The sequence below is a fragment of the Sphingomonas aliaeris genome, assembly GCF_016743815.1.
GTDB lineage: Bacteria > Pseudomonadota > Alphaproteobacteria > Sphingomonadales > Sphingomonadaceae > Sphingomonas > Sphingomonas aliaeris.
Window position 1 is genome coordinate 873052 of record NZ_CP061035.1, and the last position, 24652, is coordinate 897703.

Sequence of the window (24652 nt, forward strand, 5' to 3'; positions counted from 1 at the left end):
CCAGTTAATTTGTGAGCTGCCGTGCGCCGGTCGTCGCGGCGTTCGACCCTCAAAGAGGGATCGCACGCCGCCACGACGATGAAGGATGCGCAGCTCAGCCGTGCGGGCGCATGACCACCTTGATGACGCCGTCTTCCTTGTCGCGGAACCTGGCGTACATTTCGGGAGCGTCCTCAAGGCTGGCCGGATGCGTGATGACGAAGCTGGGGTCGATCTCCCCGGCCACGATCTTCTCCAGCAGCGGCTTGGTGTAGCGCTGGACGTGGGTCTGGCCGAGCTTGATGGTCAGTCCCTTGTTCATCGCCGCACCGATCGGCAGCTTGTCGCCCATGCCGACGTAGACGCCCGGAACCGAGACAGTGCCGCCCTTGCGGCAGCTCATGATCGCCTGTCGCAGCACGTGGACGCGATCGGTCGCGAGGAACATCGATGCTTTGACCTTGTCCATGACGGCGTCCGCCGCGCCGTGTCCGGCCGCCTCGCAACCCACCGCATCGATGCAGCTGTCGGGTCCGCGTCCCTTGGTACGGGCCTGAAGTTCGTCAAACACGTCCGTCTCAGCAAAGTTGATCGTCTCGGCACCGCCGGCTTCAGCCATGGCAAGACGCTCGGGCACCTCGTCGATCGCGATCACGCGGCCGGCACCCATCATCAGCGCGGAGCGGATGGCGAACTGGCCGACCGGACCGCAGCCCCAGATCGCGACCGTATCACCCGGTTCGATCTGCGCGTTTTCGGCGGCCATGTAGCCGGTCGGAAAGATGTCCGAGAGGAACAGCGCCTGGTCGTCGGTGACGTTGTCGGGAATCTTGATCGGGCCAATGTCGGCCATCGGTACCCGCAGATACTCCGCCTGGCCGCCGCAATAGCCGCCAAGCATGTGGCTGAAGCCGAACAGGCCGGCGGGGGAATGGCCCATCGCCTTGGCGGCCATCTCGGCATTGGGGTTGGTGCGGTCACAGGCGGCGAATAGGCCCTTGCGACAGAACCAGCAGTCGCCGCAGCTGATCGTGAACGGCACTACCACGCGGTCACCGATCTTGAGGTTGGTCACTTCCGAGCCGAGCGCGACGACCTCACCCATATTCTCGTGACCTAGGATGTCACCGGCTTCCATGGTGGGCTGGTAGCCGTCCAGCAGGTGGAGGTCCGATCCGCAGATCGCGCAGGCGGTGACCTTGATGATTGCATCGCGCGGGTGTTTGATCTCGGGATCCGCGACGGTATCGACGCGAACATCGCCCTTACCGTGCCAGCATAGTGCGCGCATGATTTTTCTCCGTGTGAGCAGGAGCTCCGCCAGGATCGGAAAAGCGACTGAAAGACCTCAACGCCCCTGCGCGCAGAACGGGCACAAACCATCGTCTGTGTAAGCTAGTTGCCCCACGTTGCCGTAATCTCACATGGACCTCACCACTTTACCGAGCCGACAACTGCAAGCTGACTGAACGACCGAAGCTGGTGAACGGCACAGGCACGCTGGACGGCCAGATGTGGGTCATCGTACCACTAAGCTGCCCCCGCGGATTGCGACCCAAAGGCAGACGTAGCCAAGGCAAGTTGTCGGTCTTGGAAGCTGACATTCTGAACCGGGGTTCTGACACACGCAAACCCTTGGAAAACCGTAGTCGGGTCTCCAGCGTCAAAACCGACCGGTTTTGACACTGCATTGCCTATTCTGTGCGTAATAGGGTAGGGGGGTATGCTATGGCTCACCTACAAACAGATGATGCGCTGCTTAAGCGCGTCCGGCGTATCGCCGGGCAAGTCACCGCGATCGAACGCGCGCTGGTCTCGGGGAAGGATTGCGCGACCACTCTTCACCTGACTGCGGCGACGCGAGGCGCGATGAACGGACTCATGGATGCGATTATTGAATCGCACGTTCGCGAACATGTCGCCCGGCCAGATCTGTCCGATGATGATCGGGCCGCTGGCGCGGAGCAGCTCATCGCTGCGATCCGCCGCTACTCCAAATAGGAATATCTATGGCAACGCTCCCCGCAATCGAGGGTCATACCCACGATCACGTTTTCCTCGGCTCCTCGCATGACGAGAACGCCCGGCGCACCCTCTGGGTGGTCGCACTCACTGCCGGGATGATGGTGGTCGAGATTGCCGCCGGATACCTCACCGGCTCGATGGCGCTGCTTGCGGACGGGTTCCATATGGCGACACATGCGGGCGCGCTCGGCGTCGCCGCTGCCGCCTATGCATACGCCAAACGGCACGCCCGCAACCCCGCCTACAGCTTCGGAACGGGGAAGGTGGGCGACCTGGCCGGATTCGCCTCGGCGATGGTTCTGGGGCTGATCGCGCTCGGGATCGCGGTGGAATCCGTCCTGCGCCTGTTTCAGCCGATCACGGTTGCCTTCGGGGAAGCAACGATCATCGCTGTCGTTGGCCTGGGCGTGAACATCGCCAGCGCCTTCCTGCTCTCAGTTGGGCATCACCACGGGCACGATCATCATCATGAGCACGATCACGGCCATGCTCACGGCGCGCATGGTGGCGATAACAACATGCGCTCGGCCTATGTCCACGTCCTCGCCGACGCGCTCACCTCCGTCCTCGCCATCGCAGCGCTATTGGCTGGGCGCTATCTCGGCTGGGTATGGATGGACCCGGTGATGGGCATTGTCGGCGCGGTTGTGATCGCGCGATGGTCGTGGACACTGATGCGCGACACGGCCTCGGTGCTACTGGATGCGACCGACAATCACGTTGCCGACGAAGTGCGCGAGCTGGTCGAAACGCCTGGGGATGCGCGGATTGCGGACCTCCATGTCTGGCGGGTTGGCCCGGAAGCGCACGCGGCGATTGTCAGTGTCGTTGGCCGACAAGGGCTCAACAGCGACACGATCCGCGCCCGCCTCGCGCCGGTCCATGAACTGGCGCACCTGACGGTCGAGTGTAGGTAGGCAAGACTCCATATATCCTCTAAGCTGGATATATGGAAAATGAGTCGGCTATCTCCGCATTGGGCGCGCTAGCGCAAAGCACGCGGCTCGATGTGTTCCGCCTGTTGGTGCGGCATGAACCGGATGGCATGGCGGCTGGCGAGATCGCCCGCCAGCTCGACGTGCCGCAGAACACCATGTCAGCGCACCTCGGCATTCTCGCCCGCGCCAGCCTGGTCCGTTCCGAACGGCATAGCCGTTCGATCATCTACCGCGCCGATCTGGACAGGCTGCGCGCGCTGACGCTGTTCCTCGTCAAAGACTGCTGCGCCGCCTCGCCCGAGCTGTGCGCGCCGCTCCTAGCCGAACTCACCCCCTGCTGCTGAAAGGACGCCCCGTGGCCGTCGATATCGTGATCTATCACATCCCCGAGTGCGGCACGTCGCGCAATACGCTGGCGATGATCCGCAATGCCGGCATTGAGCCGCACGTTGTCGAATATCTGAAAACCCCGCCCTCGCGCGCGTTGCTGGTCGAGCTGATCGACCGCGCCAGCATGATGCCCCGCGATCTGCTGCGCGAGGAGGGGACACCCTATGCGGAGTTGGGCCTTGGTAACGAGGTGCTGTCGGACGATGCGCTGGTGGACGCGATGATGGCGCATCCGGTCCTCATCAACCGGCCGCTGGTCGTCTCGCCGCTCGGCGTGAAGCTGTGCCGACCGTCCGAAGCGGTCCTCGATCTGCTGCCCGAACCGCAACAGGGAGCGTTTGCCAAGGAAGACGGCGAACAGGTCGTGGACGCCTCGGGTCAGCGCATCGCCTGATGCTGCTCGCGCTCGCTATCTTCGTCGTCACGATCGCGCTCGTCATCTGGCAACCCAAGGGCTTGGGCATCGGCTGGAGCGCGCTAGGCGGCGCGGCCGTCGCACTGCTCGCCGGGGTCGTCTCGCTCTCCGACGTGCCGGTGGTCTGGGGCATCGTCTGGAACGCTACCGCGACGTTCGTCGCGATCATCATCGTCAGCCTATTGCTCGATGAAGCCGGGTTCTTCGAATGGGCAGCGCTCCACGTCGCGCGCTGGGGTCGGGGGCATGGTCGCCGGCTGTTCGTGCTGATCGTTCTGCTCGGTGCGGCGGTGTCGGCGCTGTTCGCTAATGATGGCGCGGCGCTGATCCTGACGCCCATCGTTATCGCGATGCTGCGGGCGCTGGGGTACAAGGACAGGGCAACGCTGGCGTTCGTGATGGCTGCGGGGTTCATCGCCGATACCGCCAGTCTGCCGCTGATCGTCTCCAACCTCGTCAACATCGTGTCGGCCGACTTTTTCGGATCGGCTTTGCCGATTATGCCTCGGTGATGGGTCCGGTCGATCTGGCGTCGATCGCCGCGACACTGGTCGCGCTGCTACTGTTCTTCCGGCGCGACATACCGGGCAGCTATGACGTGGCGCAGCTCCGCGCACCTGCTGACGCGATCCGGGACCATGCCACGTTTAAGGCGGGCTGGGTCGTCCTCGCCCTGCTGCTCGCCGGCTTCTTGCTGCTCGAACCTATCGGCGTGCCGGTCAGCGCCGTTGCCGCGGCCGGCGCGGTCCTCCTGCTCGTCATCGCCGCGCGCGGCCATGTCATCCAGACCCGTAAGGTATTGGCCGGCGCGCCGTGGCAAGTCGTGATCTTCTCGCTCGGCATGTACCTGGTCGTCTACGGCCTGCGAAATGCCGGCTTGACCGACCACCTTGCCGGCCTGCTCGATCGCACCGCGCAAGGCGGCGTATGGGGCGCGGCGTTCGGCACCGGCATCATCGCCGCGCTGCTGTCGTCGGTGATGAACAATATGCCAACCGTCTTGGTGGGGGCGCTGTCGATCGACGCGACGCACGCCACGGGCGCGATCAAGGAAGCGATGATGTACGCCAATGTCATCGGTTGCGACCTCGGTCCGAAGATCACGCCGATCGGCTCGCTCGCGACGCTGCTGTGGCTGCACGTCCTCGGGCAGAAAGGCATCCGGATCGGCTGGGGCTATTACTTCAAGGTCGGCGCAACGCTCACCATCCCGGTGCTGCTGGTGACGCTCGCCGCACTCGCGATAAGGCTTAGTCTGTAATGCCGTTGCGCACGCTCTCGGATCCCGATCACCTGCCCGCGCTTGATCGCCGCTATGCGCTCGACCGTCCCGCCCTCGGACTGGGCGCGGGTGATCCGCCTCCGCGCATCCTGCTGCTCTACGGCTCCCTGCGGGAGCGGTCGTATTCGCGCCTGTGCGTTGAGGAAGCCGCCCGCCTGCTGCAATTCTTCGGCTGCGAGACGCGCATTTTTGACCCCGCCACGCTGCCGCTACCCGATCAGGTGACGGGAGACGATCATCCCGCCGTCCACGAGCTGCGGGAACTGTCGATGTGGTCGGAGGGGCATGTGTGGTGCAGCCCCGAGCGGCATGGCCAGATCACCGGGATCATGAAGCTGCAAGTCGATCACCTGCCGCTGTCGATGGGCGGGATGCGCCCGACGCAGGGCCGCACGCTCGCCGTCATGCAGGTGTCAGCGGGATCGCAGTCGTTCAACAGCGTGAACACGCTGCGCGTCCTTGGCCGCTGGATGCGGATGGTGACGATCCCCAATCAGTCGAGTGTCGCCAAGGCGTTCAACGAGTTTGATGATGCCGATCGGATGAAGCCGTCTAGCTATTACGATCGTATCGTCGATGTAATGGAGGAACTGGTGCGGTTCACGGTGCTGCTGCGCCCCCATGCAGCCCAGCTTGTCGATCGTTATTCCGAGCGGAAGGAAGCTGGGGTGCCGATCGACCGGGCAAACGATCTGTCGAGCATCGCCACTGCCGCCGCGCAACAACGCTAGTCGGACTCGAACGCAGTCAGGATAGGGCATGGTCCTTCTGACCCTGCACCGCATTCCCGCGCAAGCCGCCGTAGCGATGCACGCGCCGTTTCAAGCTCCTCGATCTTCGCATCCAGCGCTGCGATGCGCTCATTGGCGAGCTGACGCGCGCGGGCGCGGTCGTCGGTCGCGTCCAGCGCCAGAAGCTCGCCGATCTGCTCAAGCGTGAACCCTGCGGCTTGGGCATAGCGGATGAAGCGCAGCCGTCGCGCATCGGCGGCGCTGTAGCGCCGGATACCGCCCCCGCGCTGGAAGCGCCTGGCCGGTCGGGCGTGGCGAGCAAACCGCGGCGCTGGTAATATCGCACCGTCTCGACGCCTACGCCGCCCTCACGCGCCAACCCCGCGATCGTCATGCTCGCCATGCCTTGACTCCGGACTATGGTACGGACCCCATATAGGCGTGGCAAGTAATCGGAGAAGAACAATGGCGACTGCCCCCGCCAAACAGGCGACGATCTACCGGATGGTGATGTCGGAACACACCTGCCCCTATGGACTGAAGGCGAAAGACCTTCTGCGTCGCCAAGGCTATGCGGTCGATGACCACTGGCTGACGACGCGCGACGAAACGGACGCCTTCAAAGCAAAGCACGGGGTCAAGACGACGCCGCAAACCTTCATCGGTGGCGAGCGGGTAGGCGGCTATGACGATCTGCGCCGGTTTTTCGGCAAGACCGTCCGCGACCCCAAGGCGCTTACCTATCGGCCCGTGATCGCGCTGTTCACGATGACGGCGCTGATGGCGCTCGCCGCCAGCTACGCGGTGCTGGGTACGCCGTTCACAATTCGCGCGATCGAATGGTTCATCGCCTTCTCGATGTGTGTGCTGGCGCTGCTCAAGCTCCAGAACATCGAGAGCTTTTCGAGCATGTTCCTCAACTACGATCTGCTCGCCAAGCGCTGGGTGCCCTACTCCTATATCTACCCGTTCGCGGAAGGCGGAGCGGGCGTGCTGATGATCGCGGGCGCGCTTACCTGGCTGTCGGTGCCGGTCGCGCTGTTCATCGGCTCGATCGGGGCGGTGTCGGTGTTCAAGGCCGTCTATATCGACAAGCGCGAGCTGAAGTGCGCGTGCGTGGGCGGGGACAGCAACGTGCCCCTGGGCTTCATCTCGCTCACCGAAAACGTGATGATGGTGGCGATGGCGCTGTGGATGGCCACCGCCGCTATCGGTATCGCCGGGGCGCACTGACGCTTGTTGACATTGGATCAGAGACGGTGCCGATAGCCGGGATGACGAAGGGAGCACCAGCCTTAGCCCGAACGCTTCGCGCGACCGTCCTGATCGTGCTCGCGGCGCTGCTGCTAGTGCGTCTCGGCCCGTTTTGCGAAACGGCGGCGCAAGCCGCACCGATCGCGTCGGCGATGGTCGGGTGCGATGGCGATGGCACGCCAGCGCCCAACAAAAAGGCTCCGTTATCGACCTGCGCCACGCCTTGCACGGCCGTTCCCGGCGAAGCCCTGGTGCGGGTCGAGCCGATCGCCAGCCTTCCGGTCGCGCCCTGGCCTGCCCCGTTGACCGGGCTGGCCGGTTCTCCGATCCCGCCGGCGACACCGCCTCCTCGAACCGTGTGACGCTTCAACAACCTCACATATTCGATCGACGGAGATTTTCTGATGACCAAGCTGAAACTGATCGGTGCCGCACTGGCGCTAGCCCTCCCAACCGCGGCGTTCGCGGCCGGCTCCTGCTGCGCCGACATGGCGTGCTGCAAGGAGGGGGCGGACTGCTGCAAGGACGGCAAAGGGGACTGCTGCGCGGACATGAAGAAGGGCGGCGACCACGCCGGCCACGACATGCCGGGCGCGCCCAAGAAGTAAGTCGGCGGGGGAGGCGTTCGCGCCTCCCCTTCGTCTCAATGGCGCGCGAAAACCCTGCGCCCGTTCGGCCCGAACGCGACGACCTCGAAAGACTGCGCCGCTCGTCCCGGCATGTCCATTCCGGGTGATCCAAGCGGCATTCCGGCGACCGCTAGACCGCTGACACCCTTTGGACGCTGCGCGAGCGCGCCCTTCATATCGGCGATCGGGACATGACCCTCGAAGGTCATCCCGTCGATGATCGCGGTGTGACAGGATGCAAGGTCGGCGGGGACGCCGCGTGCCTTCATCATTGCGGGACGGTTCGCATCGTCAACAATCCGCACCGTGCGGCCGAACTGCGCCTTCACGATCTTCGCCCATTCGCCGCAACACCCGCATCCGGGGTCGCGATGCACGAGGATCGCATCGGCCGCGACGGCGACGGAGGGGACGCTCAGCGCGAGGGCGGCAAACAGGTAGCGCATATTGGTCATGGTCGATGCCTGGTTGGCGGCCCCGCCGGGTTAGGAGCGGGGCCATGCATTTATTGAGCGGGCTTGCCCATCTTGCGAAGCATAGCGTTCAACATGGCGATCTCGCGATTCTGGCTGGCGATGGCCTTCTGCGCCTCGCGGCGAACTTCGGCATTCTGCGTGCTACGAAGCGCGATCTGCGACATTTCCACCGCGCCACGATGATGCTCGATCATCTTGCGCGTCCACGTTTCGCCGGCGTCGGGCCCCATCGCCGCCATCATCTTCTCGTGCATTTTCATCTCGGCCGGACCGTAGGGGTTGGCTGCGGTCGCTGGCATCGCATGGTTCATGCCGGCCATGTTGCCGTGGTTCATGCCCTGGTGGTTCGCCTGCTGTGCAAGAGCCGGGGTCGCCAGCGCGGCGACGAGGAAAAGGGGTGCGAGTTTCATCATCAATCTCCTGGGGTGCGAGGTGTTAAATGCCTCTCACGTCAATTACGCGGCGCGAGCACCTACCCCTCATGTCGGACGCGATTGGCTCTGGGTCAGCTTCCCGGCGATCTGCGGCGTCGCCGGACGGGCCAGCGCATCCACAGGAGAACCGCGCCGCCTATCCACAACGCCAGCCCCCCGATCGCGAAAGCGAGCAGCCAAGGCGTGTTAAAGTCCTCGTGGTTCTTCCAGTCCATGATGTGGAGACCCCAGAAAAAATCGTAAAGCCGCCAGGTGCCTGTCCTGACAGCGGTGATCCGTCCTGTGTCACCGGCGACAAAGACGCGGGTGTTGTTGGGGTCGTCAAACGCGATCCGCCATGCGGGGAGCGCGCCACGATATTCGGGTGCGGCACGCTCGATCCGCTCCACGCGAGCAACCGGTCGACCTTCCCCTCGCCAAGCAGCGCGTGCCACGGCCTCGGCCTGGGCGGCGCTAGCAGCCGGCAGGAGCACCCCCGTGGTCGCATCGGCAAGCCGGGTGCCCTTGGCCGTTGACAGCTCGGCGACGGGACGCCCGAGCAACATGCGATAGGTGAGCGATGTGACGGGCGTTCCGACGCTTCTCGTCAGGTCCGCTGGCGACGCCAAGGCCATGCCCGCCGGTATAGGGGCGACGGTCTTCCGATCAACGAGGTGATCGCCATGCACCTTGTCGATCGGCAGGAAGCTCATCACCGTCCCACTGGTGAACCAGAGGAGGAGCTGGATGCCGATAATGATCGCGAGCCATTTATGCGTTTTGCTCGCTAGCTGGTGAAGCCTCGCGCGCCGGCCCCTCAGAACCACGTCCGAACGCCGACAACAAAGCTGGGTCCGCCAACGCCCTCGCCCTCGGCGCGCGCGAAGCGGGCGCTGTCGCCTAGACGGCGATCGTAGGAGACGCCGATATAGGGCGCGAACTCGCGCTTGATCTCGTAACGAAGGCGAAGCCCCAGCTCGACGTCGCTCAGGCCCGAACCGATACCGTTCTCCGGCACGTCCTGCGCCGCGAAATTAAGCTCGGCGCGCGGTTGCAGGACAAGTCGCTGGGTGATGCGCTGGTCGTAATAGCCCTCAAGCCGCCCCAGCACGTCGCCCTTGTCGGACAGAAACAGCGCGCCCTCCACGTCGAACCAATAGGGTGCCAGTCCCTCGAATCCGAGCGTGGCGTAGGTGCGCGAGGGGTTCGGCTTGAAGTCATAGCGAATGCCGGCCTGGAGATTGAAATAGGGGCCGATCGCGCGGCTGTAGAGCGCCTGCACCTCGGCATCGTCAACGCTGCGCCCGAACTCGCCTTCACCCTCGGTCTTGACGGTCAGCCGGTTGATGTCGCCCCCGAACCACGCTTCGCCATCCCAGCGAAAGCTGTCGCGCCCGTCGCGTATCTGCACCTCGGCCAAGTTGAAATTGACCTGCCAGAAAGTGCTGCCGCCATGCTCGCCGCGAAGAATGGCGCGGGCATCGGCCATCTCCTGCGGCGAATAAACGCGATCGGCATAATTCGGCTTGGGCGCGGCCGGGGCGGGTGCGTTGCCGGGGGGAAGGGCGGTTCCCCCCCGTTCCCATATCGTGGCTCATCCCGCCCGCCATGCCGCTCATGTCATGGCCCGCCTGAGGATTGGCCGGCGTCGCTACCGCCGCGCTATCGGGCATGACGTGCCCGGCATGGGGATCTGCCTGGGTCGGGGCGTCAGGCATCGTCATTCCGGGCATGGTGTGGCCCGCGTGCGGGTCGGCCGCCGCGGCCGGAGCTGGCGACGGCTTTTTCGGTGCGGGCTTTGCTTTCGTGCGAGCGGGGGGCGCGGCTTGGCGGTTGGCTTCGCCTGGGGCTTCGCTGCCGGCTTCGCCGGCATGGTCATCCCCGGCATGTTGTGCATCGAGTGATCCTGCGCGGTGACGGGGGTCGCAAGCGCGATCGGGGCCGCGGCGACGAGTACGGAAAGCGCCTTCATGCCGCGTCTCCCCGCGTGGCCGGACGGTCACGACCTGCATCATGCCGGCGTGCATGTGGTAAAGCATGTGGCAGTGGAACGCCCAATCACCGACGGCATCGGCCGTAAGGTCGAACGTCGCGGTCCCGCCCGGCTGAACCATGACGGTGTGCTTGCGAGGCGCGAACTCGCCGTGGCCCGTCACCAGCTCGAAAAAGTGGCCGTGAAGATGGATCGGGTGACCCATCATCGTGTCGTTGACGAGCGTCACCCGCACCCGCTCGCCCTCAAGGAACGGGATCGGGTCTTTGACCTCCGACAGCTTTTCGCCGTCGAACGCCCACATATAGCGTTCCATGTTGCCGGTGAGGTGGATTTGCATCGCGCGATCCGGCGCGCGTACGTCGGGGTTGCGGTCAACTGCCATCAGTTCGCGATAGACCAGCACCTTGTGCCCGACATTTTCCAGCCCCTGGCCCGGTTCGCCCATACGGTCCATCGGCATCGGGGATATGGTCTGCACGGTCGGGGTCTTCTTGACCCCCGGCGCATTCGAGAAGTCGCGCATCGAGTGATTCATGCCGCCCGCGCCGTGGTCCATACCCGCCATCTGTCCGCCAGCGCCGCCCTGCATGGCCCCGTGATCCATTCCGGCCATGCCGCTTGCGGCTGCTCCCTCGGCGGGCATCGTATGCCCCATAGCGGCGTGATCGACGGCCGCACCCGCCTGGGGAGCGCCACCGTGGTTCATGCCCGCCATCGCGCCAGTCGCCGCACCCGTCGCGGGCATGGCATGGCCCATTGCGGCATGATCCATGCCGGCCATCGAACCGCCGCTCATGTCCATGCCGCCCATGCCCATGTCCTTCATGCTGGCGAGCGGGCGCTTGCGAAGCGGCGGCACGGCCGCGGCCATGCCCTCGCGCGGCGCGAGCGTCGCGCGCGCCATGCCGGAGCGATCTACGCTCTCGCCGACAAGCGTGTAGGCGCGATCGTCGGTCGGGGTGACGATCACGTCATAGGTTTCGGCGACGCCGATCTGGAACTCGTCGAACGTCACCGGCCGGACATTCAGGCCGTCGCACGCCACCACGGTCATTTTCAGGCCGGGGATGCGGACATTGAAGGTGGTCATGGCGGAAGCGTTGATGACGCGAAGCCGCACCCGCTCGCCTGGGCGGAACAGCCCGGTCCAGTTGTCCTTGGGACCGTGGCCGTTGACGAGATAGGTGTAGGTCGAGCCGGTCACGTCGGCGACGTCGGTGGGGTCCATCCGCATCTTGCCCCACTCGGCGCGCTCCTTCGGGGACTGGCCGTCGCCGCGTAGCAGCCCGCCAAGCGTCTGCTTCTGATAGTTGAAATAGCCGCCCTGCATCTTGAGCTTGCGGAAGATGACATGCGGGTGAAGCTGGCTGTGGTCGGACAGCATGATGACGTGCTCGCGGTCGGACGCGATCGGGTCTTCGCCGGCCGGATCGATCACCAGCGGGCCGTAATGCCCCATCTGCTCCTGCAAACCGGAATGGCTGTGATACCAGTAGGTGCCGGCCTGCTTGACCGGAAACTCGTAGGTGAAGCTTTTGCCCGGATCGACGCCGGGGAAGCTGATGCCGGGAACGCCGTCCATCTGGAAAGGCAGGATCAGCCCATGCCAGTGGATCGAGGTCTGCTCGTCGGGCAGCGCGTTGGTGAGGGTCAGCCGGGCGTTCTGCCCTTCGCGCAACCGGATCAGCGGTGCGGGCGCGGTGCCGTTGATGCCGATCGCGTGACTCTCGCGCCCGTCGATCATCATCATCTGGTGCGCGACGCGAAGGGTGATGTCGTCGCCCGAGACGGTCGGCATCGGCTTGACGATGCCGCCGGAAGTCGTCTGCGCCCATGCCGGCATGTAGGCCGATAAAGCGAGTCCGCCCCCTGCGAGGGTTGCGCCGCGCAAAAGCTGGCGGCGGTCGATGGTCCGGGTCATGGGCTTCCTGGTCGATTGGACGCGTTGGTGTGGTCAACGATGATACGCGGGCCTGGTCGTTACCCCTTACCTCGCGTCCAGCTTTTCCCGCAGCTTCGCGCGGGCGCGGTAAAGCCGGGTTTCGACTGCCTTTTCGCTGATGGACAGGACGGCCGCGGTGTCGGCCTGGCTAAGCCCCTCTATGGTGTGGAGCACCAAGGGTTCCTTCAACGTCGCCGGCAGCTCGGCAATGGCGCGGCGAACCCGGTCCAGCTCCTGCCGGTCGCTTGCGGCGTCATCGACCGCCACGCCGATATCGGCGACGGCCTCGGCGTCCGCGCCGATCGGGACCGCGAACGACAGGAACCGCCGCACCTTTCGTTTGCGGGTCCAGTCGCGGCATTTATTGAGTGCGATCGCCGATAGCCAGGTCCGCATCGGGCGCGCGCCGTCATAGCGGCCAATCGCTCGATACGCGGCGACGAACGTCTCCTGGGACAAGTCCAGCGCCTCGTCGGCATCGCCGATGCACCCTCGGGACAGCCGAAAGATCGCCTGCCCGTGGCGGCGCATGATCTCGGCGAACGCGGCCTGCCGCCCCGCAAGGCTGAGCGTTGCCAGCTCTCCATCGGAAAGAGATGACCAGTCGAGGCTCACCGCCCCGATCTCAACGGGCGTCGTCGGTGAGCGCCTTCACCACCGCCCGGTCGAACTGCGCGGTCTGGTCGGGTCGCAAGAGCTGCCGCATCGCGAAAATATGCGCGAGCGTCGCCTTTTGCAGCTCGCCCATCGCGGCGTGGCTCCGATCGACCGCTGCGGCTACACGGGGGCCGTTGCCATGCTCGGCCTCTATCGCCTCGGCGAGCCGCGCATTGTCGGCCCGCAATTCCAGCTCCAGCGCACGGCGTTCGACCGCGAACCGCTGCTCCAGCTCTTTCAGTCGAGCCTCCTGGTTCGTGTCGAGCGCGAGCCGATGATGCAGCACGTCGTGCAGCTCCGCGCCTGGCTGAGCCGGGGCGGGCAAAAGCGCGCGCCCGACGAACACGCCGCCGATCGCGGCGACGAACGCCGCGATCACGCACAAAATCAGCCGCGCGCGCGCGCTCATTGCGCCCCGACAAGCAAGGTCGAGGGCGCGAACGGGGAGTTTGCCCCTAACGGGGATATCGAGGCCGCGGCGCTGGGTGATGCCGGGAAGCCCGCCCCGATCATGCCGATCGCGAGCGCCGCGACCATGATCGCGCCTATGCCAAGTCCAGCCTGGGTGGCGCGAGGCGTCGCGATCTGCGCGAGAACCCGCGCCTCCAGTCCGTCCAGTTCGGGCACCGGCGCTCGCGCGAGCCTGGTCAGCGCCTCGTCAAGATCGTTCATGTCGTTCACCTCCGCTCCCCTTGCTCCATGTTACGCGGGATCGCCCGCTACCCCTCACGGCGCATGGTAAGGGGTGGGCGTCCTTGGCGCGTAGATGGATGTAGCCCCCTTTTTGGAGAGTGTTCCATGCGTCGTGTGTTTGTTCCTGCCGCTGCCGCCCTTATCGTCGTTGCGGGTGCCGCGAACGCGCATCCCAAGCTCGTCTCCGCAACCCCCGCACCGAACGCGACGGTTGCCGCGCCCGCTCGCGTCACGCTGCGATTCAGCGAGAAGCTGATGCCGAAGTTCTCGGGCGCGGACCTGATGATGACAGGAATGAACGGCATGAAGCACGCGCCCATGAAGGTCGCGAGCGCCGCCACGGTGGCGGCCGATGGCCGCACGCTGGTCATTGCGCCGAAGTCGCCGCTGGGTGCCGGCAACTATAGCGTCGCCTGGTACGTCGTCTCGGCCGATACACACCGGATCACCGGAAACTACGCTTTCGCGGTGAAGTAAGGTGGGTGCCGACTGGCCGTTGATCGGCGTCCGCTTCGCGCTCTACGGCGTTTTGGGCGGCCTGTTCGGCTTGTCGGCATTCAGCCTCTATGGTCTACGCGCTGGCGAGCGCGTCAGTGCGCTCGCGCTCCGGCCTTGGCTGGTGGCGAGTGCGGTGCTCGGCCTCCTGCTCTCGGCCGTCGCGCTCGCGCTGCTCGCTGCTGCGATGATGGGAACGCCACCTTGGCCGGTCGATCGCGATACGGTCGGGATGCTGCTCGATCAGCCGGGAATAGGAACAGCGTGGAAGCTGCGGGTGGCCGCGCTCGCCGTGGCGGCGCTGGCGGCGCTATTCACGGCTCGGCGCGGGCTTTGGCTGGTGGTGGTCGCGCTCGCCTCGGGCGCGTCGCTGGCGACGCTCGCCTGGACCGGGCATGCCGCGATGAATGAGGGAACGGTGGGCTGGGTGCATCTGGCCGCCGACATTCTCCACCTGGTCGCGGCGGGGGCCTGGACTGGTGCGCTGCTTGGATTGGTCTTGCTGGTGGCGCGGCCCGCGCGCCGGGTCGATGCCACGCACCTCGCGCTCTCGTACCGTGCTCTCCACGGGTTCGGCACGGTCGGGACGATCGTTGTCACCACGCTGGTCGTCACCGGCCTCATCAACGCTTGGCTGCTGGTTGGCCCCGGCAACGTCCGGGCGCTAGGGACGACGCTCTATGGTCAGCTCCTGCTCGCCAAGCTGGCGCTGTTCGCCCTCATGCTGGGTCTTGCCGCGCTAAATCGCTTTCGCCTGACGCCGCGGTTCGAGGCGTCGATCGCCGCGAGCGATCATCGCGGCGCGCTTGGCGCGTTGCGCCGAAGCTTGGGTGCCGAGACGGGATGCATAATTGCTATTCTTGCGCTGGTAGCATGGCTTGGGACCCTTGAACCGCTCGCCCCCTAAGTGTCACAACCGAACGGTTGTGACACCACGTACCGGCGGCTTTCGACCGTTCCAATCCTGAAAGCTGACTGGCAGGAATGTCCTCACTTCTCGCCATTCTCGAAATCGCTTGTCGATGCATCGGGCAAACATGAATGGATGGCTGAAGTTGGGGAGCGCGAGACGACGGATGAATGTCGTCTTGTGTGAAGGAAATCGGGCACCGGGAGGTGTACGATATCCTCCAAAGCAGGAAGCCGCGGGCCGCGGATGCTAGCCTATGGGGTTTTCGGTTTTCGCCCTGGTTTGATGCGCGGGCAACAGCCGCCCAGGCGGGCATCTGTGGCCTGGAACGAGATCGTCCGGTGCTGGGTTTGGCTTGGCTTTCGGCTTTGACGAAGGCGTGAGATGTGGGTCGGCACGTGGAGCGGCATCGTCAACGCGAGCGTCATCATGGCCGGAAGCGCATAGGTCGCGCGGCGGGATGAAGGCGAGCGATGCCGGGTCATGACGCGGAGGTCCCGGTCGGGTTGGTGCCACGTGGCGGTGCGCGGGGCTGGCGCCAGCGTTCGAAGGTCTCGATGACGAGCATGCGTCCGCCACAGCATGGGCATGGCGGGCGGGCATCCTCGGGTTCGACCGCCGCGGCAGCAGACACGGGCGGGGCGACCCCGAGCAGTTGGCGGGCGTGTTCGAGGTGAGCCTTGCGGGTGGCGCCAGCGAGCAGGCCGTAGTGACGGATGCGGTGGAAGCCTTTCGGCAGAACGTGGATCAGGAAGCGGCGGATGAACTCGTCAGCGGCCAGCGTCATCAGCTGCTGCCGGTCGGCGACATCGTTGCGATAATTCTTGTAGCGTAATGTCACCCCGGTCTCGTCGAAGCGGACGAGACGGCTGTTCGAGATCGCCACGCGGTGCGTGTAGCGCGATAGATAGGCGAGCACCGCCTGCGGTCCCGCGAACGGCGGTTTGGCATAGACGACCCAGTTCTTTTTGCGGGCTGGGGACAGGTGTCGCAGGAAGGCGCGGCGGTCGGCGAGTGCCGCGAGACTGCCGAAGAAGCCGAGCCGCCCCGCCTCGTACAGCGCCATCAGCCGGGTCAGGAACAGGCGGCGGAACAGCTTGCCGAGCACGCGCACCGGCAGCAGGAACGCCGGGCGTGACGACACCCAGCGGCTGCCGTCCGGCGACAGTCCACCGCCCGGCACGATCATATGGATGTGCGGGTGGTGGGTCATCGCCGACCCCCAGGTATGAAGGACCGCGGTGATGCCAATGCGGGCGCCGAGATGCTTCGGGTCAGCGGCGATGGTCGTCATCGTCTCGGACGCTGCCTTGAACAGAAGGTTGTAAACCAGTGCCTTGTTGTGGAACGCGATGTCGGCGACCTCGGCCGGCAGGGTGAAGACGACGTGGAAATAGCCGACCGGCAGCAGGTCGGCCTCGCGCTCGGCAAGCCATGCGCGCGCGGCCGCACCCTGGCACCGCGGGCAGTGCCGGTTGCGACAGGAGTTATAGGCGACCCGCCAGTGTCCGCAGTCGGTGCATGCCTCGGTGTGGCCGCCGAGCGCAGCGGTGCGGCAATGTTCGACAGCCGACATGACTTTGAGCTGGTCGAGGCTCAGATGCCCGGCGTGGGCGATCCGGTACGCAGGGCCGGCAGCACGGAAGATGTCGGCGACCTCGAGCGAGGTGCGCATCGCGCGCTCACCCGGCGGGTGGCTTGCCCTCCATCAGCGCCATCAACCGGTCGAGTGGTCCCGTCACCGCATGGATCGTGCGGGTGGCGACCTTGGTATAGAGCGCGGTCGTCTCGAGCTTGCTGTGCCCGAGCAGCACCTGGATGACGCGGATGTCCACGTCCTGCTCGAGCAGGTGGGTGGCGAAACTGTGCCGCAGGGTGTGCGGGCTTACGCGCTTGCGGATCCCGGCCGCCTCGGCAGCCTCATGAACGGCGCGGTGGAGCTGTCTGGTCGAGATCGGATCGGTGTAGCTGCGCCCCGGGAATAGCCAGCCGTGCGGCAACAGGACGCTGCGCCGCTTGCCCTCGCGCCACCACAGCCGCAGCAGTTCAAGCAGCTGCGGCGACAGCATCGCGTTACGGTCCTTGCGGCCTTTACCTTCCTCGATGCGGATCAGCATGCGCTTGCTGTCGATGTCGTCGGCTCTGAGGTGTGCGACCTCGGACACCCGCAATCCGGCGCCGTACGCGACCCCCAGCGCCGCGCGGTACTTGATGCCCGGCGCCGCCTCGAGCAGCCGCGCTACCTCCTCGACGCTCAGCACGTCGGGTAGCTTGCGGGGACGAGGCGCCAGGACCAGCTTGCGCGACAGGTCGGGCCGGTCGAGCGTCACGCCGAACAGGAACCGCAGCGCCGATACTGTGGCGCCGATGACGGACTCCCCGACACCGTGCTCGCGCTGGTGAAGCTGGAAACGTCTTACGTCCTCGGCGGTCGCGGTCTCAGGCGAGCGTCGCAGGAAAGCGGCGAAGGCGCGAACGTGGCGAACATAGTCGTGCTGGGTACGCGACCGCATTGAGCGCATCGCCATGTCGTCGAGCATGCGCTGACGCAGCGGCGTAACGGGTGTTTCGGTTGGTAGAATCACCATGGGGAATTCCTCTCGTTGAAGGAACTCCATCGTCTGCTGCCGCTGCCGCAGGACCAAACCTCAGCGCGGCTGTGCTACCTCACCGCCACCACCACTGCCGCGCAGCGGCTTCGTGCTCTGGGTCTTAATGGCCCCCCTCGACCCAGGGCACCCCTACCTCACGGAACGTGTCGGCGAGCGCCGCCTCGAGTTCGAGTGATTCCCACTGCCGCATAGGATTGAGATGATCGACGAAATCCGGCAGCAGCTGAGTGCCAAACCGTCTGACCGCACCGCTCGCCTTGTATCCAAGCTTATGTTGATCGAACCGCCAGTCCGGGTCGCGGGAGGTCTGGCCTACATACAGTCCCCAGCGTTCCGGAAATCCTGGGTCATGTAGTAGCACCACATAAACGGAATGCTTTGCTCGGCTCTGGCCGACCGTCGTAGCGTGCAAGGTGCTCGCGGCTCGCTTCGCCGCCGCCATCCAGACCACCGCCGTTAACCCATTCGACGGAGGGCGGGCAGGGCGGCTCACGCGAGACTCATCACCAGCGCTCGAGCCGCCTGCCTGACGCGAAGCCAGGTCTCGTATTCATCGATAGCGTCGGCGAGCGCACGATGTGCTGGCTCCGTGTTCCTAGCCAAGTTGGCCTTTGCGACGATTTCATGAACCGCGACATCGATGCGGGTGGCGGTGAGAACGGGCCGAAGGATTTCGGTGGCGCTTTCTCGCAACGCCTCATCGGTGTCGCGAAGCCTCAGGGCATGGCGCGGTAGCCCCGCGCCCCGCAACAAGACGCTTAGCCATTTCCCGTCCCAAGAGGGGGCGCTGGCGAACAGGTCATGCCCGGTCAGTGCTTCCATCATCCGGCTCGCGACCTCGTTGTGCGACTTCCCCTCAGCTTCGAGCGTCGAACGGCTGATCCCGTGGATGGCTTCCGACGCATCGTCCCAATCAACCCAGCCCGTCGCCGGGGCGATCAGGTGGTGCTCCGAGCGCCCGCTCTGGAACACCCAAGCAACCTCTATGGGGTAGCTGTTCTTCGATAGGGATGACGCCTCAAAATCGAGAAATGCCTTCATACCTGTAAACTGCCGCAATTCAGCCCGGGGGCCAAGGCGCGCGGTAAGCGCATACCCCGGAGCGGCTCTGTCGGACCAAGCGCACGCAATTGTCGGCGGGCGGGCGAGGGGCATCGGCAAGCCGCCCCCCGCACCAGCCAGATCACCGTCGTATTAAAATACGAATATGGCGACGGTGGTTATCCACACCGAGCGTCTTTCAGGCGCTCCGTACATTGATATCAAGATCGCTTTCCTCGCAGTGTGGTGAAGATCGCCACTGCGATCGTTCCTATCAAAGCAGCGGTGGCGAACGGTCGATCGCTTGCGAATGCCTTGGCCTTATCGAACGTCGGACCCAGAGCGTCGGCCGACGCCGCGACGCTTTCGCCGTCACGAGTGTCTACTGTCTCCCGATTTGCGGCCGAAGGGGTTTTGTGCGGCGCTTCCCGAAGAGGATATGGGGACTTGTTCGCGTCAGGTACGGGCGGTGTGTGGGTCATATCAAATCCAGTCGCTAATCATGCCAGTCACGTTCGAGGACCGTGATGAGGCCTCATTTTGGAAGGAAAAGGGGCCGGGGGCTAGGTCACGGACCCCCGACCCGACGCACTTATGACTCCATCGAATGCTTCAGATCGCGCATTTCATCATGGCCGTTCTTCACGGAGTTCCACGCCGAGTTGATAGCCGCCTGCGTCTGCGCAGAAAGATCACTGTCCCGCATTGCCTCTTCAAACTTCGCCTTGATATGGTCTTCGCCCCGCTCAACCTCGTTGACGATCGCCTTGTCGTTCTTACCAGTCACCGCAGCTTTCAAATCCAGGAATACCCGGTGCGCGCCGGCGAGAGTGGTGCCATCATCTTCCGGATTGCCGCCCTGACGCGCCACCTCCGCCTGCAGGTCGGAAACGACCCGACGACGTTCGGCCGCACGCGAGGTGAAACGGGTCGTAAAACGCGTGTCTTCGCTGTCCTTTGCGGCGCTCTCATAGCCGTCCACGCTGTCCAGCGTCGTGGCGATCAAACCATTCAGTGTACGAATATCGTGACTTGTGTCGGTCATACTGCAGCTCCGTCGGTGTTGGGAGGACGACCAACGGGTGCTTGGTGCAACTGTTCCGTGTCTAAGAACCTGACCCGTCGGTGACCAGTTTCCGAACGACCGTTTTAGAGATCTGCCTAAGTGTTTCTGAAGGACCGCATAGATTTGAACTTCCTTGTGGCCCAATCGCGAATAAGCTTACCGTCTGGAACGGATAAAGGCCCGCGGTGAATTGTTGCGTCCGACGCACAGTCAACCGGTTGAAGAGACAGCCTGACAAAGTGATTCCATCGAGGTCAGCAGTTCGTGAGAAGTCGGGTCGGCCCGCTGTTCCCGTGTCATCCCGGCCAGCACACTGGCGTTCGACACCGCGCTTTTCAGGTTAGTGATGACAGGCTGCATTCGCCGAAAGCTTCGTTCGTCGAACAAGCCAAGGATGCAGATGACGCTGGCGTCGATGTTTGCGAGAACATTCGCCGTGCCAGAGGGTCGCACCTGCTCAGATACGTCGCAGCCCGCCCGCCGCAGGAGCTGTGCTGCCATACGGGCGACCGCGGGGTCGAGCGGACCGCGCCCCGCCACGCACAGGACGGAACTGTTCAGGTCTGCGCATGCTGTACTAATCCGCGCCTTCGGATCCTCCAGAGGCGCCAGCTCCGCATTTCGTGTCGGCGGATCGGGATAGTCTTCCAGCGCTTCCAGAACTTCCAGCGTAGCATCGCCGACCGCGTGCAGCGCGTCGCGTGCGATCGCGCCGCGGTCGAGATCCGCCACCGCGAGACGCAGGCCACAAAGAATCACGCTATCGTAATATGCCGTTCGCGTCATGGTCTCGAGCTGGATCTCGGCCAATTCGATTGCTTCCTCCGGATGACCGGCGAGTACCCGCTGATAGAAGGACTGGGCTGGCGAAAGAGCCGGGCGGTCGCCCAATACGACGTCGAATATCTCGAACGCAGGGATATGTCGGCCTAATACGACGAGCATCAAGGTAAGCGGCATCGAGAGAACGAGGCCCAGTGGCCCCCAGATCCACGTCCAGAATAACGCTGCGACGACGACCGACACCGGGGACAGGCCGGTCGAATGACCGTACAGCAAGGGCTCTATGACATACCCCACAAGTGGTTCTACTATCAAAAACAGTAGGGTGACATATCCCACCATCAACCAACCCGGGTCGACGGCAGCGGCAAGCGCGAGTGGCCCCACCCCGGCGACCAGAACACCGACATAGGGGATGAACCGCAGAAGGCCGGCAAGAACGCCCCATAGCCCGGGTGAGGGTATACCGATGGAATATAGCCCCACCCAAATGACCGTACCGAAGCTGAAGTTGACGATGGATTGGGACAGAAAATACCGGCTCAGGCGCTTTGCGCCCTCGTCCAACGCGATCGTCGTACGATGGAGGTCTGCGGTTCCCATGATCCGGATCAGCCGATCACGCAGATCCTCCTTCTGAAACAAGATGAAGATCGCCACGATCAGAACGATCAGTGTCGTTTCGATCGGTGCCAGCGCGGGGAGGAGATAACTGCGTATCTCGTCCATCGCACTCGGCATTGGTTCACGGATCTCGACCGGTACCGCCCGGCTGTCTTCCGGACGGGCCGCCAACGCCGCTCCTGCGCGACGGGAGTCTTGACTGGTCTTGCTGCTGCTTCCGCCGCTCGATCGGAGGACCGAGCCGAACCGTTCGTGGATCGCGGTCCGCAGATCGGCGACCTTTGCGGTGATCCTCTCCGCATAGGCCGGGGCATCGCGCGACAGCGTCGCAGCCTGGCTTATCAGAATCGCGCTTGTAGTGCCGATGGCCCCCAGCGCCAGAACGATCGCAAGGAGGACTGCTGGTGCCCGAGGTACACGAAGCCTGCGAAATCCGGCAACGATCGGTGCCAGCAAGAACGACAGCAAGATCGCGAGAATGATCGGGAGCAGAACCGAGCGTCCCGCATACAAGCCAAACGTAACGATCGACGCGATGATCCAGGGGCCCGCCGCATCGAGCGCACGGCCTTGCCTCCAGGAACCCGTGAGGCTGCGGCCGATCGCTTTCGGAGTATCTTGGCGCTCGATCATAACGGTAGCCCTAGGTCGGATTTCATCAATCTTGCGAGACCCTTATCGGCCCAAACTTAAAATTGTCACCGTCCGTCGGGGACGCGGAGATCGAACGTTCGACTTCGAAAAATGAGATATGAACAATAACTTACATCGCTTGTTCGACATCAACTCCTGCAGACGCCGCGTGGCTACATCACGGGGCGTCGTGTCAGGGAAAAGAGTATGTCAGGAGAGCATCGATGACCGACGGCAACAGAAGCGGCTTTGGTAACGACGACCCTAATCGCGGCCCCCTCGACCGCGCTGCGAACGCGGTCGACGGCCGCGACGATCCCAACCGTGGCCCGCTGGATCGCGCGGCGAACGCCATAACCGGAGGAAGCGGTGGCTTGTCGGCTGCGGCGGGTCATGACGACCCCAATCGCGGTCCGCTCGACCGGACTGAAAATGCGATGTCAGGCCACGACGATCCCAACCGCGGGCCACTCGACCGGGCTGAAAATGCGATGACCGGTCATGACGATCCGAACCGTGGACCCCTCGATCGGGCAGCGAATGCGATCACCGGTGGGACCGGCGGTGTCTCGGCCGCGTTCCAGAACGACGATCCCAACCGTGGGCCGTTGGATCGCGCGGCGAACGCGCTGGCGGGCACCAGCGCCGGCTTGGCGGCGACGGGCGATCGATCCGGCCATGGCGGGCAGGCCCTTGCCTCGGCGATGTTCGATAGCGAGGACGAAGCGCAGCGTGCCGTCGCCGAACTTCGTAGCGCGGGCGTCCATGACGGCGCGCTGTCGGTAATCGCGCAGAACAGAGGTACGACGACGGCGCGCAGTGTCGATGGCGACATCACCGATGAGCATCATCAAGACCTTGCCCGCGGGATACTGGGTGGCGGCGCCCTCGGTGCTGGCCTGGGCGTTCTTGCCTTGGCCATCCCGGGCGTCGGGCCACTCGTCGCCGCGGGCGCCATCGCGGCGTCGGCGGTCCCTGGCGCTATCGCGATCGGGGCTGCGGCGGGCGCGGTGGCGGGCACGCTGAATGAAACGTTGAAGGGCCACGGCGTAAGCGAGGAAGATGCCGACTATTACAACGATGGTCTCAGCAGCGGCGGCGTTTTGGTCACGGTTAGCGGCGACGCTGGTGTCGATAATGCGACCGTACGGGACATTCTTCGTCGTAACGGTGGACATAGCGTCAACAGCCCACGCATGACGGCTTTATGATGAATCGAGCCGGGAACTCACCTTCCCGGCTCCCTTCCCCCGTGTTCGAGTAATCATGCAATCGAATCAATCTGCTCCCGCAGGCGTTAGTGGGTCGAAAGTCTCACCTTTGGATGTGAAGGCCGCCGCTCGCCAACTCGCGACCTTCCGCCGACCAAGTGCCGCACGTGGAACATTCGAACTGTTGGTCAGCATCGTTCCGCTGATCGCACTTTGGGTACTCATGTGGATAACGCTGGACATTCACTATGCGTTGACGCTCCTCCTGGCTGTTCCGGCAGCGGGGTTTCTCCTGCGCCTGTTTCTCATTCAGCATGATTGCGGGCACGGAGCGTTTTTCAAGGGACGTAACGCCAACGACTGGGTTGGCCGGTGCATGGGGGTGCTCACTCTTAGCCCCTACAATTTGTGGCGCCGCGGTCATGCGACGCACCATGCCGGAACCGGCAATCTGGACCGGCGCGGCATAGGCGATGTCGATACGCTCACCGTGGCGGAGTTCAGGGCGCTCAACTCTCTCAACCGGCTGGGATATCGGCTCTACCGAAGTCCGCTGGTCATGTTCGGTATCGGGCCTACATGGCTTTTCTTCTTACGGTATCGCCTCCCTCTGGGTCACATGCGCGAAGGCTGGCGCCCATGGGCGAGCGCGATGGGTACGAACGCTGCGATCGCATCAGTCGCTACCTTTCTCATTCTGCTCGTGGGACTGCCGGCGTTCCTGTCGATCCAGTTGCCGATCACGCTGTTGGCAGCATCGGTCGGCGTATGGCTGTTTTATGTACAGCACCAATTCGAGGACACGCATTGGAGCAAAGGCGAGGATTGGGCTTTCCATCCCGCAGCGTTACATGGCAGCTCTCACTATGTGCTGCCCGGAGTTCTGCGCTGGTTCACCGCCAATATCGGAATGCATCACCTCCACCATCTATGCAGCAATATCCCGTTTTACCGGCTCCCCGAAGCATTGGCCGCGCGACCTGAGCTTGCGGAGATCAATCGTCTCACGATCAGAGAAAGCCTCCAATCCGTGAAACTGGTTTTGTGGGACGAGGGGACCAGCCGGCTGGTCTCGTTTCGGGCTGCACGGCAAATTCCCGACCCGGCACCCGTCCTGGATCACATATGAGACCAACTCGGTATATCCTGCCAGGCCGTATCTGATGGCGGTCTGATGCCGGAAACCCAGCCTCCACCAGATCCGACGACGGCGCGCGCCAGGGATACGGCTCTGACGCTTCTCGCACGAAGATCGCCGAACGCGACGATATGCCCCAGTGAAGTGGCGCGTGCGATCGCTTCCGCAAGCGGCTGGCGAGACGCCATGCCGCTGGTTCATGACGCTATGGATAGTCTTCTCAAGGAAGGACGGGTGACGCTAAGCTGGAAAGGAACGTCTATGACGACCCGCAACGGACCTTATCGGATCGGCGGCGCGACGCCGTCATCATGAACCG

At 64.2% G+C, this 24652-nt stretch carries 26 protein-coding genes and 4 pseudogenes; 14 read left to right on the top strand and 16 right to left on the bottom strand.

Annotation, left to right across the window (positions count from 1 at the left end; genetic code table 11):
* Positions 1 to 94: 94 nt before the first annotated feature.
* Positions 95 to 1270 (bottom strand): zinc-dependent alcohol dehydrogenase, encoded by a 1176-nt coding sequence (locus H5J25_RS03805; protein ID WP_202094816.1) that lies wholly within the window; start codon positions 1268 to 1270, stop codon positions 95 to 97.
* A 437-nt stretch (positions 1271 to 1707) separates the two neighbouring features.
* On the opposite strand from H5J25_RS03805, the gene H5J25_RS03810 reads away from it, so the two are divergent.
* The 6 genes and pseudogenes from H5J25_RS03810 to arsH all read left to right on the top strand — a co-directional run bounded on the left by H5J25_RS03810 (position 1708) and on the right by arsH (position 5760).
* Positions 1708 to 1980, top strand: a complete 273-nt coding sequence (locus H5J25_RS03810) for a metal/formaldehyde-sensitive transcriptional repressor (protein WP_202094817.1) — start codon at positions 1708 to 1710, stop codon at positions 1978 to 1980.
* A gap of 8 nt (positions 1981 to 1988) precedes the next feature.
* Positions 1989 to 2921 (top strand): CDF family Co(II)/Ni(II) efflux transporter DmeF, encoded by a 933-nt coding sequence (gene dmeF, locus H5J25_RS03815; RefSeq protein ID WP_202093648.1) that lies wholly within the window; start codon positions 1989 to 1991, stop codon positions 2919 to 2921.
* Positions 2922 to 2953: 32 nt separating this feature from the next.
* Positions 2954 to 3286 (top strand): ArsR/SmtB family transcription factor, encoded by a 333-nt coding sequence (locus H5J25_RS03820; RefSeq protein ID WP_202094818.1) that lies wholly within the window; start codon positions 2954 to 2956, stop codon positions 3284 to 3286.
* 11 nt (positions 3287 to 3297) lie between these two features.
* Entirely contained in the window at positions 3298 to 3726 is a 429-nt protein-coding gene (gene arsC, locus H5J25_RS03825; protein ID WP_202094819.1) for an arsenate reductase (glutaredoxin), read from the top strand.
* Positions 3726 to 5008, top strand: a pseudogene (locus H5J25_RS03830) (arsenic transporter). The gene arsC and the pseudogene H5J25_RS03830 overlap by 1 nt, the downstream one beginning before the upstream one ends.
* Complete coding sequence (gene arsH, locus H5J25_RS03835) at positions 5008 to 5760, top strand: arsenical resistance protein ArsH (protein WP_202093661.1); 753 nt, start codon at positions 5008 to 5010, stop codon at positions 5758 to 5760. The pseudogene H5J25_RS03830 and the gene arsH overlap by 1 nt, the downstream one beginning before the upstream one ends.
* Here arsH and H5J25_RS03840 read toward each other — a convergent pair.
* Positions 5757 to 6163 (bottom strand): annotated as a pseudogene (locus H5J25_RS03840) (MerR family transcriptional regulator). The gene arsH and the pseudogene H5J25_RS03840 overlap by 4 nt on opposite strands.
* A gap of 62 nt (positions 6164 to 6225) precedes the next feature.
* Between H5J25_RS03840 and H5J25_RS03845 the strand changes: the two are divergent.
* From H5J25_RS03845 to H5J25_RS03855, 3 genes are read left to right on the top strand one after another with little or no spacing between them, the layout of a single operon-like run.
* Positions 6226 to 6993, top strand: a complete 768-nt coding sequence (locus H5J25_RS03845; RefSeq protein ID WP_202093662.1) for a MauE/DoxX family redox-associated membrane protein — start codon at positions 6226 to 6228, stop codon at positions 6991 to 6993.
* Between the two features lie 41 nt (positions 6994 to 7034).
* The gene (locus H5J25_RS03850; RefSeq protein WP_202093663.1) at positions 7035 to 7376 is read left to right on the top strand and encodes a hypothetical protein; all 342 of its coding nucleotides are present in this window, start codon (positions 7035 to 7037) and stop codon (positions 7374 to 7376) included.
* Positions 7377 to 7418: 42 nt separating this feature from the next.
* Complete coding sequence (locus H5J25_RS03855; protein WP_055818803.1) at positions 7419 to 7622, top strand: hypothetical protein; 204 nt, start codon at positions 7419 to 7421, stop codon at positions 7620 to 7622.
* A 35-nt stretch (positions 7623 to 7657) separates the two neighbouring features.
* Here H5J25_RS03855 and H5J25_RS03860 read toward each other — a convergent pair whose 3' ends face one another.
* The 8 genes and pseudogenes from H5J25_RS03860 to H5J25_RS03895 form a co-directional block, all read right to left on the bottom strand.
* Complete coding sequence (locus H5J25_RS03860; protein WP_202095828.1) at positions 7658 to 8089, bottom strand: DUF411 domain-containing protein; 432 nt, start codon at positions 8087 to 8089, stop codon at positions 7658 to 7660.
* A gap of 59 nt (positions 8090 to 8148) precedes the next feature.
* A complete protein-coding gene (locus H5J25_RS03865; RefSeq protein WP_202093664.1) occupies positions 8149 to 8529 on the bottom strand; it encodes a DUF305 domain-containing protein in 381 nt (126 codons plus the stop codon).
* Between the two features lie 95 nt (positions 8530 to 8624).
* Entirely contained in the window at positions 8625 to 9359 is a 735-nt protein-coding gene (locus H5J25_RS03870; protein ID WP_145150974.1) for a PepSY domain-containing protein, read from the bottom strand.
* Positions 9350 to 10504, bottom strand: a pseudogene (locus H5J25_RS03875) (copper resistance protein B). The gene H5J25_RS03870 and the pseudogene H5J25_RS03875 overlap by 10 nt, the downstream one beginning before the upstream one ends.
* Before the next feature lie 7 nt (positions 10505 to 10511).
* A pseudogene (locus H5J25_RS03880) lies at positions 10512 to 12449 on the bottom strand (copper resistance system multicopper oxidase); the annotation flags it as partial.
* 66 nt (positions 12450 to 12515) lie between these two features.
* Positions 12516 to 13085 carry an RNA polymerase sigma factor gene (locus H5J25_RS03885; protein WP_202093666.1) on the bottom strand — a complete coding sequence of 190 codons (570 nt, stop codon included), beginning with the start codon at positions 13083 to 13085 and terminating at the stop codon, positions 12516 to 12518.
* A gap of 10 nt (positions 13086 to 13095) precedes the next feature.
* Positions 13096 to 13536, bottom strand: a complete 441-nt coding sequence (locus H5J25_RS03890) for a periplasmic heavy metal sensor (protein WP_056399383.1) — start codon at positions 13534 to 13536, stop codon at positions 13096 to 13098.
* Positions 13533 to 13799 (bottom strand): hypothetical protein, encoded by a 267-nt coding sequence (locus tag H5J25_RS03895; RefSeq protein ID WP_202095975.1) that lies wholly within the window; start codon positions 13797 to 13799, stop codon positions 13533 to 13535. The genes H5J25_RS03890 and H5J25_RS03895 overlap by 4 nt, the downstream gene beginning before the upstream one ends.
* Before the next feature lie 126 nt (positions 13800 to 13925).
* Between H5J25_RS03895 and copC the strand changes: the two genes are divergently transcribed.
* Positions 13926 to 14297 carry a copper homeostasis periplasmic binding protein CopC gene (gene copC / locus H5J25_RS03900; protein ID WP_202094820.1) on the top strand — a complete coding sequence of 124 codons (372 nt, stop codon included), beginning with the start codon at positions 13926 to 13928 and terminating at the stop codon, positions 14295 to 14297.
* 1 nt (position 14298) lies between these two features.
* Positions 14299 to 15222 carry a copper homeostasis membrane protein CopD gene (gene copD, locus H5J25_RS03905; RefSeq protein ID WP_202094821.1) on the top strand — a complete coding sequence of 308 codons (924 nt, stop codon included), beginning with the start codon at positions 14299 to 14301 and terminating at the stop codon, positions 15220 to 15222.
* 484 nt (positions 15223 to 15706) lie between these two features.
* Here the strand turns inward: copD and H5J25_RS03910 are convergent, their stop codons facing one another.
* The 6 genes from H5J25_RS03910 to H5J25_RS03935 all read right to left on the bottom strand — a co-directional run bounded on the left by H5J25_RS03910 (position 15707) and on the right by H5J25_RS03935 (position 21984).
* Entirely contained in the window at positions 15707 to 16900 is a 1194-nt protein-coding gene (locus H5J25_RS03910; RefSeq protein ID WP_202094283.1) for an IS91 family transposase, read from the bottom strand.
* A 7-nt stretch (positions 16901 to 16907) separates the two neighbouring features.
* Positions 16908 to 17813 carry a tyrosine-type recombinase/integrase gene (locus H5J25_RS03915; RefSeq protein WP_202094822.1) on the bottom strand — a complete coding sequence of 302 codons (906 nt, stop codon included), beginning with the start codon at positions 17811 to 17813 and terminating at the stop codon, positions 16908 to 16910.
* Positions 17814 to 17937: 124 nt separating this feature from the next.
* Entirely contained in the window at positions 17938 to 18279 is a 342-nt protein-coding gene (locus H5J25_RS03920) for a hypothetical protein (protein WP_202094823.1), read from the bottom strand.
* Positions 18280 to 18326: 47 nt separating this feature from the next.
* The gene (locus H5J25_RS03925; RefSeq protein ID WP_202094824.1) at positions 18327 to 18878 is read right to left on the bottom strand and encodes a 3'-5' exonuclease; all 552 of its coding nucleotides are present in this window, start codon (positions 18876 to 18878) and stop codon (positions 18327 to 18329) included.
* Between the two features lie 592 nt (positions 18879 to 19470).
* On the bottom strand, positions 19471 to 19923 hold the full coding sequence (locus H5J25_RS03930; RefSeq protein WP_202094825.1) for a PA2169 family four-helix-bundle protein: 453 nt from the start codon (positions 19921 to 19923) through the stop codon (positions 19471 to 19473).
* Positions 19924 to 20154: 231 nt separating this feature from the next.
* Positions 20155 to 21984: an AI-2E family transporter gene (locus tag H5J25_RS03935; RefSeq protein WP_202094826.1), complete on the bottom strand. Its 1830-nt coding sequence runs from the start codon at positions 21982 to 21984 to the stop codon at positions 20155 to 20157.
* A 224-nt stretch (positions 21985 to 22208) separates the two neighbouring features.
* Between H5J25_RS03935 and H5J25_RS03940 the strand changes: the two genes are divergently transcribed.
* The 3 genes from H5J25_RS03940 (at position 22209) to H5J25_RS03950 (ending at position 24648) form a co-directional block, all read left to right on the top strand.
* Positions 22209 to 23195 (top strand): hypothetical protein, encoded by a 987-nt coding sequence (locus H5J25_RS03940; RefSeq protein ID WP_202094827.1) that lies wholly within the window; start codon positions 22209 to 22211, stop codon positions 23193 to 23195.
* Positions 23196 to 23310: 115 nt separating this feature from the next.
* Positions 23311 to 24324 (top strand): fatty acid desaturase, encoded by a 1014-nt coding sequence (locus H5J25_RS03945; protein ID WP_225883330.1) that lies wholly within the window; start codon positions 23311 to 23313, stop codon positions 24322 to 24324.
* Positions 24325 to 24369: 45 nt separating this feature from the next.
* Positions 24370 to 24648: a DUF3253 domain-containing protein gene (locus tag H5J25_RS03950; RefSeq protein WP_202094829.1), complete on the top strand. Its 279-nt coding sequence runs from the start codon at positions 24370 to 24372 to the stop codon at positions 24646 to 24648.
* Positions 24649 to 24652: the final 4 nt, after the last annotated feature.

Coding starts and splice junctions, on each gene's coding strand:
- H5J25_RS03910 (WP_202094283.1), bottom strand. CDS start 16,900: ATGCGCACCTCGCTCGAGGTCGCCGACATCTTCCGTGCTGCCGGCCCT.
- H5J25_RS03890 (WP_056399383.1), bottom strand. CDS start 13,536: ATGAGCGCGCGCGCGCGGCTGATTTTGTGCGTGATCGCGGCGTTCGTC.
- copC (WP_202094820.1), top strand. CDS start 13,926: ATGCGTCGTGTGTTTGTTCCTGCCGCTGCCGCCCTTATCGTCGTTGCG.
- arsH (WP_202093661.1), top strand. CDS start 5,008: ATGCCGTTGCGCACGCTCTCGGATCCCGATCACCTGCCCGCGCTTGAT.
- H5J25_RS03925 (WP_202094824.1), bottom strand. CDS start 18,878: ATGAAGGCATTTCTCGATTTTGAGGCGTCATCCCTATCGAAGAACAGC.
- H5J25_RS03940 (WP_202094827.1), top strand. CDS start 22,209: ATGACCGACGGCAACAGAAGCGGCTTTGGTAACGACGACCCTAATCGC.
- H5J25_RS03950 (WP_202094829.1), top strand. CDS start 24,370: ATGCCGGAAACCCAGCCTCCACCAGATCCGACGACGGCGCGCGCCAGG.
- H5J25_RS03845 (WP_202093662.1), top strand. CDS start 6,226: ATGGCGACTGCCCCCGCCAAACAGGCGACGATCTACCGGATGGTGATG.
- H5J25_RS03865 (WP_202093664.1), bottom strand. CDS start 8,529: ATGAAACTCGCACCCCTTTTCCTCGTCGCCGCGCTGGCGACCCCGGCT.
- H5J25_RS03810 (WP_202094817.1), top strand. CDS start 1,708: ATGGCTCACCTACAAACAGATGATGCGCTGCTTAAGCGCGTCCGGCGT.
- dmeF (WP_202093648.1), top strand. CDS start 1,989: ATGGCAACGCTCCCCGCAATCGAGGGTCATACCCACGATCACGTTTTC.
- H5J25_RS03895 (WP_202095975.1), bottom strand. CDS start 13,799: ATGAACGATCTTGACGAGGCGCTGACCAGGCTCGCGCGAGCGCCGGTG.
- H5J25_RS03805 (WP_202094816.1), bottom strand. CDS start 1,270: ATGCGCGCACTATGCTGGCACGGTAAGGGCGATGTTCGCGTCGATACC.
- H5J25_RS03930 (WP_202094825.1), bottom strand. CDS start 19,923: ATGACCGACACAAGTCACGATATTCGTACACTGAATGGTTTGATCGCC.
- H5J25_RS03850 (WP_202093663.1), top strand. CDS start 7,035: ATGACGAAGGGAGCACCAGCCTTAGCCCGAACGCTTCGCGCGACCGTC.
- H5J25_RS03860 (WP_202095828.1), bottom strand. CDS start 8,089: ATGCGCTACCTGTTTGCCGCCCTCGCGCTGAGCGTCCCCTCCGTCGCC.
- H5J25_RS03820 (WP_202094818.1), top strand. CDS start 2,954: ATGGAAAATGAGTCGGCTATCTCCGCATTGGGCGCGCTAGCGCAAAGC.
- H5J25_RS03915 (WP_202094822.1), bottom strand. CDS start 17,813: ATGGTGATTCTACCAACCGAAACACCCGTTACGCCGCTGCGTCAGCGC.
- H5J25_RS03935 (WP_202094826.1), bottom strand. CDS start 21,984: ATGATCGAGCGCCAAGATACTCCGAAAGCGATCGGCCGCAGCCTCACG.
- H5J25_RS03855 (WP_055818803.1), top strand. CDS start 7,419: ATGACCAAGCTGAAACTGATCGGTGCCGCACTGGCGCTAGCCCTCCCA.
- H5J25_RS03920 (WP_202094823.1), bottom strand. CDS start 18,279: ATGGCGGCGGCGAAGCGAGCCGCGAGCACCTTGCACGCTACGACGGTC.